Raw genomic sequence first — 12389 nt, forward strand, 5'->3', positions numbered from 1 at the left:
CCACGGCAAAAAATCCATAATCCTCAGTAGCCAGGGCATAGTAAATCGCGCGCGGACGCTCCATGATCGGTGCGCACGGCAGGAGGCGGGACAGGAAGCCCGACCGGCATGAAACGTCTAAAAATCCTGCGGCGGTGGTTTGCGCGCAAGTTCGGCTTTGCGCGGCTGATGTGCCTCGCGCTGCTGGTCCTGTTTGCCGGCGCTCGTCTCTGGGATCCGCCGCCGATTGAGGAATTGCGGCTGCGCACCTTCGACATGTTCCAGCTGATCGATCCGCGCCACAAGACGGCGCGGCCTGTTACCATCGTCGATATCGACGACAAGAGCCTCGCCAAGCTCGGGCAATGGCCGTGGCCGCGCACGCGAATTGCCGATTTGATCCAGAACCTCACCAAGAACGGCGCGGTGGCGATCGGCTTCGACGTGGTGTTTTCCGAGGCCGATCGGCTCAATCCGGATCTGGTCGCGAACCAGATGCGCTATCTCGACGACGCCACCCGTGCCAAGCTGCGCGAGCTGCCGACCAACGACCAGATCCTCGCTGAGGCGATCAAGGGCTCCCGCGTGGTGCTGGGCGAGACCGGGCAGCCGGCGATCTCCTCCGAACTCGACAAGTCCCTGCCCTTCACCGGCGTCGCCACGGTCGGCGAAGAGGGCGCTGAGCGCTTCCTGTTCGAATTCCCCGGCCTCTTGCGCAACGTGCCCGTCATCGAAAAGATCGCCGCCGGCCGCGGCCTGTTCACGATCAAGACCGAGCGCGACGGCCTGATCCGCCGCGTGCCGATGGTGATGCGCGCCCAGGGCAACATCATGCCTTCGCTCAGCCTTGAGATTCTGCGCGTCGCCACGGGCACGCCGACGCTCCTGATCCGGACCGACAAGACTGGCATCAGGGCCGTGCGCCTCAAGGGCCTCGAGATCCCGACCGACAAGAACGGTCAGCTCTGGGTGCATTATGCGCGGCAGGATCCCTCGATCTACGTCTCGGCGGCCGACGTGCTCGACAGCACCGCGCCGCCCGCCAAGCTCGCCGGCAAGCTGGTGCTGGTCGGCACCTCCGCGGTCGGGCTCAACGACATCAAGACCACCCCGGTGTCCTCGACCATGCCGGGGGTCGAGATCCATGCTCAGGTGCTCGAGAGCGTGCTGAGCGGCGCCGTGATCTCCCAGCCGAACTATGCGCTCGGGGTCGAGCTGATAGCGGCGCTAATCATCGGCCTCCTCGTCATCATCTTTACGCCAAACCTCGGCCCAGTGCGCCTCGTGCTGGCGGGCGCGGCCTTCGCCGTCATTCTGGTCGGCGTGTCCTGGTTCTTCTACGCGCAGTACCGCTACCTCATCGATTTCACCTATCCCCTGCTGTCGACCACCGCGATCTATCTGACGCTGATCTTTGCCAGTTTCGTGCGCGAGCAGCGACAGCGCGTGCAGATCCGCGGGCAATTCGCGCAATACATGTCGCCGGTTCTGGTCGAGCAACTCGTGCAGTCGCCGGAGAAGCTCGTGCTCGGCGGCGAGGAGCGCGAGATGACGATCATGTTCTCCGACGTGCGCGGCTTCACTACCATCTCGGAGAGCTACAAGCACGACCCGCAAGGGTTGATCGCGCTGATGAACCGCTTTTTGACGCCGCTGACCGACGTCATCATCGAGCGCAAGGGCTACATCGACAAATACATGGGCGACGCCATCATGGCGTTTTGGAACGCGCCGCTCGACGATGCCGAGCACGAGGTCAACGCCTGCGAGGCCGCGATCCAGATGCTGGAGCAGATCGACGCCGTCAACAAGGAGCGCGAGCAGGAAGCCGCCGACGGCGGCCACGTCTACATTCCGCTCAATGTCGGCATCGGTCTCAACACCGGCATCGGCGTGGTCGGCAACATGGGCTCCGATCTGAAGAAGAACTATTCCGTGCTCGGCGACAGCGTGAACCTCGCCTCGCGCCTTGAGGGGCAGACCAAGGAATACGGCTTCCCGATCATCGTCGGCTCAAGAACTGCGCTCGCGGCCAAGGACAAGTTCGCGATCCTCGAGCTCGACTTCATCATGGTCAAGGGCAAGACCGAGCCGGAGGTGATCTATGCCATCGCCGGCCGCGAGGACGTGATGCATTCGGGCGCTTTCCAGCGCCTGCGCAACATCACCATCGAGATGCTCGGCTGCTACCGCAATCGCGACTGGCAGGGCGCACTGGACGCCATCGAGCGCGGCCGCCGCAGCGAAGACGCCGACACCCTGGAGAAGCTGTTCAGGCTCTATGAAGCGCGAATCAGGGATTTCCAGCTCACGCCGCCACCGGAAGGGTGGACCGGGGCTTATGCGCTGCTGGCGAAGTAGGGGCGTGTGACTTAGCTCCTTCCGAGCGTCATAAAGGACGACAGTTGATGCTTTGCGCAAGTCCGCAGCCGCACCAAAATGTCGTCCCGGCTTCCCGTGCACTAGGCTGGGAAGACGCCGGTAGGTTGCGCGCAGCCCCTCACTCCACGCCGATCGTCGTCAAATCCTGGAACCAGTGCTGCGCCTGCACGAACTGCTTGATCTTCGGCGAGAGCGCATGCGGATTGGTGTCGTGGACCACCCAGACCAGCGTGGCATCGTTCACGATCAGCGCATGCGCCTGCGCCAGCAGAGCGTCCTGTTTGGCGGAATCGAACGTCTGCTTGGCCTCGTCGATCAGTGCATCGACCTCAGGGTTCTTGTAGCCACCCCAGTTGACGCCGACCGGCGCGATCTGCCCGGAATGGAAGAAGCGAACGATGGCGTAGAGCGGATCGGAGGTGACATAGGCGATGTTGTTGGCGGTGATGCCGGCGTTCATCTCGTCAGCCGCGCCTTTGCGCCAGTGTGTATATAATGTCTCGAGCTCGACCACCTTGAAGTCGATCTCGATGCCGATCTCCTTGAAGCTCTGCTGCAGGAATTCATTCATCGGCAGCGACAGCATCTGGCCGGTGCCGCCCTGCGCAATGATGAAGGTGGTCTTCAGTGGCTTCGCCTTGGAGTAGCCGGCCTCTTCGACCAGCTTCTTGGCCGCGGCGAGATCATATTTCAGCTCGAAGCTCGGCTTGCCGAACCACGGGCTGGAGGGATCAACCTGACCCTTGGCAGGTTTTGCCAAGCCGTTCATCAGGGCGACCACCGCCTCGCGATCGATCGCGAGGTTCAGTGCTTTGCGCAGGCGGATGTCCGTCCAGGGCGAGCCCGGCAGCACGCTCAGATGATAGTTCCAGACATGCGGCGTGACGTTGTCGACGAGCTTCATGCCGGCCGCTTTCAGCTGCGGCACGGCGTCTGGCGCCGGCGTCTCGATCAAATCCACTTGGCCGGCAAGCAGCGCGTTGGTGCGCGTCAGGGCCTCCGGCATAGGCACCAGCACGATCTTGTCGGCTTTCGGAATGCGCTTCTTGTTCCAGTAGTCCGGGTTCTTGGTGAGCTCGGCGAGCTCGCGCGGCACCAGCTTTGTCAATTTGAATGGACCGGTCCCGGAGGGCTGGCTTGCGAACCTGTCCCAGTCCTTTCCGAGCTTTTCGTATTGCGCCGGGCTCGACACCAGGAACCACAGCATCTGATAGGGAAAGAAGGAGTCGACCGTCTTGGTAGTGATCTCCACCGTGACATCGTCGATTTTGGCGTAGCTAGCGACCGAGGGAAGACGAGTCTTCACCTGCGCGCTCTGCCGCTTGTCGAATTGCGGCGCCTTGTCGTTGAGCACCTTGTCGAGATTCCAGATCACTGCATCGGCATTGAACTCGCTGCCGTCGTGAAACGTCACGCCTTTGCGCAAAGCAAAGCGCCATTTGGTCTTGTCGGTATCATCGACCTTCCATTCGGTGGCGAGCCCCGGCACCAGCCTGCCGGGGCGGTCGGCGACGTCCATCTCCCAGGCCACCAAGGGATCGTAGATCGTGTAGGCGGTGAACTGATAAGCACCGGCACCGCGATCCGGCTGGCCCGTCGTCAGCGGAATATCCGCCATCGAGATGCCGTAGCGCACCACCGTTTCGGCGCGCGCCGCCATCGCGGACAACGCCAGCGCAAGCACGGCGAGACAGGTCGACAATCGAATACGCATTGGCCCAAAGCTCCCAGGAGACGTCGGGGCCGAACCTGCAATCTTGATGCCAGAATAGGCAGCGCGATGCATTCGCCCGCGCGCCAGCCACAAGGACTTGTCGTCGCAGTGACAAATGGCAGAATAAGTTTCTCTTTGGCATAGCCATTGCATACGATTGCATCAAAAATAGTCATCCAGGCCGGAAAAGGATTGAGGCGATGCTTATCAAGAAGACCACACGCGCGGCATTGATCGCGGTGCTCGCTCTAACGACCGCCGCCGCATGGCCGCGCGTGGCCAGTGCCGAAACTGTGCTGCGCATTGGCATGACCGCCGCCGATATTCCGCGCACGCTGGGCCAGCCTGACCAGGGTTTTGAGGGCAATCGCTTCACCGGCCTTACCATGTATGACGGGCTCACCGGCTGGGACCTGTCCTCGGCCGACAAGGCGAGCGTGGTAATCCCCGGCCTTGCCACCGAGTGGAAAGTCGACGATGCCGACAAGACCAAGTGGGTGTTCAAACTGCGCCCCGGCGTCACCTTCCATGACGGCTCGCCGTTCAATGCGGACGCCGTGGTGTGGAACGTCGAGAAGGTCTTGAAGCAGGACGCGCCGCAATTCGACGCCAGCCAGGTCGGCGTTACGGCCTCGCGCATGCCGACGCTGACGTCAGCGAAGAAGATCGACGACATGACGGTCGAACTCACCACCAAGGAACCCGACAGCTTCCTGCCGATCAACCTCACCAACCTGTTCATGGCGAGTCCGACGAAGTGGCAGGCCTTCTACGACAAGGCGGAAGGCCCTGACGCCAAGGCGAAGTCGCAAGCTGCCTGGACGGCGTTTGCCAGGGACGCCTCGGGCACCGGCCCGTGGAAGATGGCGAGCTTCACCCCGCGCGAACGGCTCGAACTGGTCAAGAACGCGAACTATTGGGACAAGGCGCGCGTGCCGAAGATCGACAAGATGGTGCTGTTGCCGATGCCCGAAGCCAATGCGCGCACTGCCGCGCTGCTCTCCGGCCAGGTCGATTGGGTCGAGGCCCCGGCGCCGGATGCGCTGCCCGAGCTCAAGCAGCGTGGCTTCAAGCTCTACGCTAACGAGCAGCCGCATGTCTGGCCCTGGCAGTTCTCGCGTGTCGAGGGCTCGCCCTGGAACGACATCCGCGTGCGCAAGGCCGCGAACCTTTGCGTTGATCGCGAGGGCCTCAGGGACGGCTTGCTCGCCGGCCTGATGGTGCCGGCGACCGGCACCTTCGAGCCCGGCCATCCCTGGCGCGGCAAGCCGAGCTTCGAGATCAAGTACGACAAGGCGGCTGCGCAAAAGCTGATGCAGGAGGCCGGCTTCGGCCCGAACAAGAAGCTGACGGTGAAGACCCAGACATCAGCCTCCGGCTCGGGCCAGATGCAGCCGCTGCCGATGAACGAATATCTCCAGCAGGCGCTGGCCGAATGCTATTTCGACGTGCAGCTCGATGTCATCGAATGGAACACGCTGTTCACCAACTGGCGCCGCGGCGCCAAGGACGCTAGCGCCAACGGCGCGAACGCGACCAACGTCACCTATGCGGCGATGGACCCGTTCTTCGCGCTGGTGCGCTTCCTGCAATCGGGCATGGCGCCGCCGGTGTCGAACAATTGGGGCTTCATCAACAACCCCAAGTTCGACGAGCTCGTGAAGAAGGCGCGCCAGACCTTCGATCCTGCCGCGCGTGACGCCGCGCTCGCCGAGCTGCACGCAGCCTCCGTCGACGACGCCGCCTTCCTCTACGTCGCCCACGACGTCGGCCCGCGCGCCATGAGCCCGAAGGTAACAGGCGTCGTGCAGCCGAAGAGCTGGTTCATCGACTTCTCGCCGGTGTCGATCGCGCGGTAGTTCGCGCAACACGCTCGGTGCACCCTCTCCCCTTGTGGGGGCCCCTTGTGGGAGAGGGTGTCTCGCCGCGCAGCGGCGAGACGGGTGAGGGGTTCTCTCCGCGGGAGCCGCTCTTGCATTCGGAATGATTGTACTCGCGGATAAAACCCCTCATCCGGCGTGCTGCGCGCGCCACCTTCTCCCACAAGGGGAGAAGAAAGAAAGAACTCAACGTGCTCGCCTACACTGCCAGACGCATCGTCTATGTCGTCCCGATCGTCATCAGCGTGGCGCTGGTGTGCTTTCTGCTCGTGCACATCACGCCTGGCGATCCCCTGGTCGCCGTGCTGCCAGCCGATGCCTCGCAGGAGCTCGCAGCGCAGCTGCGCGCCGCCTATGGCTTCGACCGACCGTTACCGGTGCAGTTCGGGCTTTGGCTGCTGCGTGCGCTCCACGGCGATCTCGGCAATTCCATCGCTACGGGCCGTCCCGTGCTGGCCGAGGTCATGCGCGCGGTCGGCAACACCGTCACGCTGGCGATTGCCGCAGCCATCATCGGCTTCACCATGGGCGTCCTGCTCGGCTTGATCGCCGGCTATTTTCGCGAGACCTGGATCGACAAGGTCGCGACCTCCTTTGCGATCGCCGGCGTCTCGGTGCCGCATTACTGGCTCGGCATGCTGCTCGTCATCATCTTCTCGGTGCAGCTGAACTGGCTGCCCGCGATCGGCGCCGGGCCCAACGGCTCCAACTCGTGGGCCTGGGACTGGGCGCACCTGAAATATCTCGTGCTGCCGGCGATCACGACCTCGGTGATCCCGATGGGCATCGTCACCCGCACCGTGCGTGCGCTCACCGGCGACATTCTCAGCCAGGATTTTGTCGAAGCATTGCGCGCCAAAGGCCTGCGTGAAACCGGCGTATTCCGCCACGTCATCAAGAATGCAGCGCCGACCGGGCTCGCGGTGATGGGGCTTCAGCTCGGCTACATGCTCGGCGGCTCGATCCTGATCGAGACCGTGTTCTCCTGGCCGGGCTCCGGTTTCCTGCTCAACTCCGCGATCTTCCAGCGCGACCTGCCGCTGCTGCAAGGCACGATCCTCATCCTGGCGCTGTTTTTCGTGTTCCTCAATCTGCTGGTCGACATCGCGCAAGCCGCAATCGACCCGCGCATCAAGCGGGGCTAGCGGGATGAGCGAGCTTCCGTTGTCCGCCACCAGCGACGCCGCACTTCAGGCCGCACCCGCAACAAAGGCGCGCGGCTACTGGGCGACTGTCGGCCGCCGCATCATGCGCGACAAAGTCAGCATGGCCTGCGCGCTGGTGCTGCTGCTGATCTTCCTGTCCGCGATCCTCGCGCCATGGCTGGGTCTCGAAGATCCCTATAAGGGCTCGATGATCCGCCGCCTCCGCCACATCGGAACGACGGGCTATCCGCTCGGCACCGACGAGCTCGGTCGCGACATGCTGGCGCGCTTGATTTATGGCGGGCGGCTGTCGTTGCTCATCGGCATTTTGCCCGTGATCCTCGCCTTCTGCATCGGCACCTCGCTCGGCCTCCTCGCCGGCTATGTCGGCGGCAGGCTCAACACCGCGATCATGCGCACGGTCGACGTGTTCTATGCCTTTCCGTCCGTGCTGCTCGCCATCGCCATCTCCGGCGCGCTGGGGGCGGGGATCCTCAATTCCATCGTGTCGTTGACCGTCGTGTTCGTGCCGCAGATCACCCGCGTCGCCGAAAGCGTCACCACCGGCGTGCGCAACATGGATTTCGTCGAGGCCGCACGCGCGTCCGGCGCCGGCGCCTTCACCATCATGCGCGTGCACATCCTTGGCAATGTGCTCGGCGCGATCTTCGTCTATGCCACCAGCCTGATCTCGGTCTCGATGATTTTGGCGGCAGGTCTGTCCTTCCTCGGCCTCGGCACCAAGCCGCCGGAGCCGGAATGGGGCCTGATGTTGAACACCTTGCGCACGGCGATCTACGTCAATCCCTGGGTCGCAGCGCTCCCGGGCGCCATGATCTTCGCGGTCTCGATTTGCTTCAATCTGCTCTCGGACGGCCTGCGCAGCGCCATGGACATCAGGAATTAGACAATGGTGATGCAAGAGCGAACTGCCGCGGCATGCTCCGTACACCTCTCCCCTAGGGAGAGGTCGGATTGCATCGCGAGATGCAATCCGGGTGAGGGGTCACGCTGCATCGAGTTTGCCGCGCCCCCTCACCCGGCGCTGCGCGCCGACCTCTCCCCGATGGGGAGAGGTGAAGGATCGCGGCCATGAGCGAGAGCAACACATCTGTTGAAATGCTGGAGCCGATCGAGGACCGCGGCGGCGTCGCGCAGCCGCTGCTTCAGGTCAATGGCCTGACCAAACACTTTCCCGTGCGCGGCGGACTGTTCGCCGCCAAGCGCACCGTGCGTGCCGTCGACAACGTCTCCTTCGCCGTCGCCAAGGGCGAGACCGTCGGCATCGTCGGCGAGTCCGGCTGCGGCAAGTCGACCACCGCGCGCCTCCTGATGCATCTGATGCCGCGCGACACCGGCGACATCATCTATGACGGCATGACCGTCGGCCAGTCGCTGAGCTTGCGCGAGCTTCGCCGCGGCATGCAGATGGTTTTCCAGGATTCCTACGCCTCACTTAATCCGCGGCTGACGATCGAGGAATCCATTGCCTTCGGCCCCAAGGTTCACGGCATGGCCGATAACGCAGCGCGCACGCTGGCTCGCGATTTGCTCGGCAAGGTCGGCCTGCGCCCCGAAAACTTCGCCAGCCGTTATCCGCACGAAATCTCCGGCGGCCAACGCCAGCGCGTCAACATCGCGCGCGCCCTAGCCCTGTCGCCGCGACTGCTGATCCTGGACGAAGCCGTCTCCGCGCTCGACAAGTCCGTCGAGGCGCAGGTGCTCAATTTGCTGGCCGATCTCAAGCGCGAGTTCGGCCTAACCTATCTGTTCATTAGCCACGACCTCAATGTCGTCCGCTACATCAGCGACCGTGTGCTGGTGATGTATCTCGGGGAGGTCGTCGAGCTCGGCCCGGTCGACCAGGTCTGGGACCAGCCGGCGCATCCCTATACGCGCGCGCTGCTGGCGGCGATGCCGTCTTCCGACCCTGATAGCCGCACCGAGACGCCGCCGATCACGGGCGATCCGCCCAATCCGATCGACCCGCCCTCGGGCTGCCGCTTCCACACCCGATGTCCGTTTGCGGAGCCGCTCTGCGCAAATGCGACGCCAAAGCTAACTGCGCTCGATAATATGGGGCACGAGGCCGCGTGCTACATGGCGATCCCAGATTCAGGCCATAGCAGCGCGCCGAGGGAGAAGACCGCATGACGAGACCGACACCGAAAGAGATCAAGCCGATAGCACGGATCGCTGGCGTTCCCGTGGATGACGAGATCGCAACCCGCATCTCCAACTCCATCGGGCCTGCCTTCGAGGGCTTTGCGGCCATTGCCGGCACGCTGCCGTTCGATCTCGAGCCCGCCGGCTATGTGCTCGCGCAGATGCAGAAGGTGTCGAAATGAGCACCGAGCCTGCCTTGATGACGCTCACCGAGGTCGCGCGTGCGATCGCGATGAAGCAGGTCTCCTCTCATGAGGTCACACGCGCGTTGCTGCAACGCATCGCGCAGTGGCAGCCGCATCTCAATGCCTTCATGTCGATCGAGGCGGAAGCCGCGCTGAAGGCGGCCGAGGCCGCCGACGCCGCGCTTGCCAAGAGCAACGTTCGTGGTCCGCTGCACGGCGTGCCGCTCGCGCACAAGGACATGTATTACGATGCCGGTAAGGTTACGACCTGCGGCTCGCTGATCCGCCGCGACTTCGTTCCGACCGTGACCTCCACCGCCTTGCAGCGGCTGAAGGATGCGGGCCAGGTCCGGCTCGGCACGCTGCACCTCGCTGAATTCGCCTACGGCCCGACCGGGCACAACGCCCATTACGGTCCGGTGCGCAATCCCTGGAACGTGGCCCACATCACCGGCGGGTCCTCATCCGGTTCCGGTTCGGCGGTTGCTGCGCGTTTGACTTATGCGGCGCTCGGCTCGGACACCGGCGGCTCAATCCGCATGCCCGCGCATTTCTGCGGCGTCACAGGCCTCAAGACCACCGTCGGGCGCGTCAGCCACGCCGGCGCGATGCCGCTGTCGCAATCGCTCGACACGGTCGGCCCGCTCGCCCGCACCGCCGAGGATTGCGCGCTGCTGCTGGCCCTGATGGCCGGTGCGGACCCCTTGGATTCGACCTGTAGCCACGAGCCGTTGTCGGATTACGTGGCTGCGACCAAGGGCTCTCTGAAGGGTCTGAAGTTAGGGGTGCCGGCGTCCTTCTATGTCGACGATCTCGACAGCGAGGTCGCGCGCGTGCTGGACGAGACTATTGCCGTGCTCAAGCGCGAGGGCGCCGACATCGTCACGGTCGAGCTTCCGGACCAGCGGCAATTGTCCTCGGCGAGCCAGCTCGTGCTCGCGGCCGAAGCCGCCGCGTTCCACAAGCGCTGGATGATCGAGCGTCCGCAAGATTATGGCGCGCAGGTCCTGATGCGGCTTCAGAACGGGCTCGCCGTTCCCGCCATCACTTATCTCGAGGCGATGCGCTGGCGCGGCCCAGCACTTGCTGCCCACAACGCGGCCACCGCGGCCGTCGACGCGGTGATCGCGCCGGCGTCCCCCGTGCCGGCGCCGACAATCGAGGAGAGCGACGTCGGCGGCGGCCCGAACGCGCCGGCGCTGTTGCAGCGGCTGACGTTGTTCACCCGCCCGGCGAACTTCCTCGGCCTGCCGTCGCTCACGGTGCCGTCCGGCTTCACCAAAAGCGGCCTGCCGATCGGCATGCAGCTGATCGGCCGCTCGTTCGATGAGGCCACTTTGCTCACCATCGGCGCCGCGTTCCAGCGCGTCACCGACTATCACGATCGATTACCGAAACTGCCGTGATGACAAAACTCGTCGAGATCTCACACCTCAACATCCGCTTCACCGGCGAGCGCACGGTCTATGCCGTGAACGATCTCAGCCTCTCGCTCGGAAACAGTGAGGTGCTGGGCCTGCTCGGCGAATCCGGCTCGGGCAAGAGCGTGACATTGCGTGCGCTGATGCGGCTGTTGCCGAAAAAGCGCACGCAGATTTCGGGCACGGTCAACGTAATGGGCCGCGATGTGCTCGCCATGAACGACGAAGAGCTTTCGTCCTTCCGCGGCCAAACCGTCTCGATGATCTTCCAGGAGCCCGCGCTCGCGCTCGATCCGGTCTACACCATTGGCGCGCAGATCGCCGAAAGCGTCGTGCGCCATGAAGGCAAGAGCTTTGCGGAAGGGCGGGCGCGAGCGCTCGAAATGCTCGAGGTCGTGCGCATCCCCTCGGCCAAGCGGCGGCTGGATGCCTATCCGCATGAGATGTCCGGCGGCATGCGCCAGCGCGCGATGATCGCGCTAGCGCTCGCCTGCCGGCCGAAGATTTTGCTCGCGGACGAGCCGACCACCGCCCTCGATGCCACCGTGCAGATCCAGATCCTCTTGCTGCTGCGCGAGCTGCAGCGCGAGTTCGGCATGTCCGTCATCTTCGTCACCCACGACATCGGCGTCGCCATCGAGATCTGCGACCGCGTCGCGGTGATGTATGCCGGCCAGATCGTGGAGCAGGGAAGCCTGCGCGACATCGTCCGTTCGCCGGTGCATCCCTACGCCAAGGGCCTGCTCGCCTCCACCATCCACGGCGCCAAGCGCGGGCAGCGGCTCGAAACCATCCCCGGCACGCCGCCGTCGCTGGCCGAAAAACCCCACAATTGCTCCTTCGCCTCCCGCTGCAAGCTCGCCGAGCCACGCTGCCTGGAGCAGTTGCCTGCGAATGTGGAGGTCGCGCCGGGCCGGGCGGCCAGATGCGTGCTGGCGGAGCCGGTGGTCGCGTCGTAGGCGTTGCATTCATCTCGCAGCGTCTACCGTCGGGCGCGGCGAACACCCATTCAGACCCCATTCATCCGGCTTCGGTTCCATAGGCCATTCACGGAGAGGGATGTAACCGATGCACATTTCCAACGAAGGCTTGCTCGTCATCCTGTTCGTCGGCCTGGTTGCTGGCTGGCTTGCCGGCAAGGTGGTGCGCGGGACCGGATTCGGCATCATCGGCGACATCGTGGTCGGCATCGCCGGCGCCCTGGTCGCGAGCTTCCTGTTTCCAAAGCTCGGTATTCGTCTCGGCACCGGGCTCGTGTCCGAGATCGTCTATTCCGCCATCGGCGCGGTCATTCTGCTTCTCGTGGTGCGACTGGTGCGCGGCGGGGGCCGGTTTTAGCCCGGCGTTCGTCGATCGGAACTTTCAGCCTTTTGCGGGAAGAGCCTGAAAGCCTGCAAGAAAAAAGCCGCAAGCCTGTGAAATTCCGGACTTGCGCGGAAGGCTGCCAGGGGTAGATGTGGCTCATCGGGCCCGGATTAGGTCGACTGCGTTGGACGCGCGGAAAACGCGTTGTTAAT

The 12389-nt window shown here is 64.0% G+C and carries 10 protein-coding genes; 9 read left to right on the forward strand and 1 reads right to left on the reverse strand.

The window, feature by feature from the left end; genetic code table 11:
• Positions 1–108: 108 nt before the first annotated feature.
• Positions 109–2340 carry a CHASE2 domain-containing protein gene (locus IVA98_RS12340; protein WP_247308068.1) on the forward strand — a complete coding sequence of 744 codons (2232 nt, stop codon included), beginning with the start codon at positions 109–111 and terminating at the stop codon, positions 2338–2340.
• A 139-nt stretch (positions 2341–2479) separates the two neighbouring features.
• Here the strand turns inward: IVA98_RS12340 and IVA98_RS12345 are convergent, their stop codons facing one another.
• Positions 2480–4075: an ABC transporter substrate-binding protein gene (locus IVA98_RS12345; RefSeq protein WP_247308071.1), complete on the reverse strand. Its 1596-nt coding sequence runs from the start codon at positions 4073–4075 to the stop codon at positions 2480–2482.
• A 200-nt stretch (positions 4076–4275) separates the two neighbouring features.
• On the opposite strand from IVA98_RS12345, the gene IVA98_RS12350 reads away from it, so the two are divergent.
• The 8 genes from IVA98_RS12350 (at position 4276) to IVA98_RS12385 (ending at position 12210) form a co-directional block, all read left to right on the forward strand.
• The gene (locus tag IVA98_RS12350; RefSeq protein WP_247354894.1) at positions 4276–5934 is read left to right on the forward strand and encodes an ABC transporter substrate-binding protein; all 1659 of its coding nucleotides are present in this window, start codon (positions 4276–4278) and stop codon (positions 5932–5934) included.
• Positions 5935–6146: 212 nt separating this feature from the next.
• Positions 6147–7100 (forward strand): ABC transporter permease, encoded by a 954-nt coding sequence (locus IVA98_RS12355; protein ID WP_247308077.1) that lies wholly within the window; start codon positions 6147–6149, stop codon positions 7098–7100.
• A 4-nt stretch (positions 7101–7104) separates the two neighbouring features.
• Entirely contained in the window at positions 7105–8007 is a 903-nt protein-coding gene (locus IVA98_RS12360; RefSeq protein ID WP_247308080.1) for an ABC transporter permease, read from the forward strand.
• Positions 8008–8192: 185 nt separating this feature from the next.
• On the forward strand, positions 8193–9254 hold the full coding sequence (locus IVA98_RS12365; RefSeq protein WP_247354896.1) for an ABC transporter ATP-binding protein: 1062 nt from the start codon (positions 8193–8195) through the stop codon (positions 9252–9254).
• Positions 9251–9448 carry a hypothetical protein gene (locus IVA98_RS12370; protein ID WP_247308085.1) on the forward strand — a complete coding sequence of 66 codons (198 nt, stop codon included), beginning with the start codon at positions 9251–9253 and terminating at the stop codon, positions 9446–9448. The genes IVA98_RS12365 and IVA98_RS12370 overlap by 4 nt, the downstream gene beginning before the upstream one ends.
• Positions 9445–10857, forward strand: coding sequence for an amidase (locus tag IVA98_RS12375; protein ID WP_247308088.1), 1413 nt, complete (start codon positions 9445–9447; stop codon positions 10855–10857). Before IVA98_RS12370 ends, IVA98_RS12375 begins: the two co-directional genes overlap by 4 nt.
• Positions 10857–11831: an ABC transporter ATP-binding protein gene (locus tag IVA98_RS12380; RefSeq protein ID WP_247308090.1), complete on the forward strand. Its 975-nt coding sequence runs from the start codon at positions 10857–10859 to the stop codon at positions 11829–11831. Before IVA98_RS12375 ends, IVA98_RS12380 begins: the two co-directional genes overlap by 1 nt.
• 109 nt (positions 11832–11940) lie before the next feature.
• A complete protein-coding gene (locus IVA98_RS12385; RefSeq protein ID WP_028140658.1) occupies positions 11941–12210 on the forward strand; it encodes a GlsB/YeaQ/YmgE family stress response membrane protein in 270 nt (89 codons plus the stop codon).
• Positions 12211–12389: the final 179 nt, after the last annotated feature.

This window comes from Bradyrhizobium sp. 160 (assembly GCF_023073735.1).
Taxonomy (GTDB): domain Bacteria; phylum Pseudomonadota; class Alphaproteobacteria; order Rhizobiales; family Xanthobacteraceae; genus Bradyrhizobium.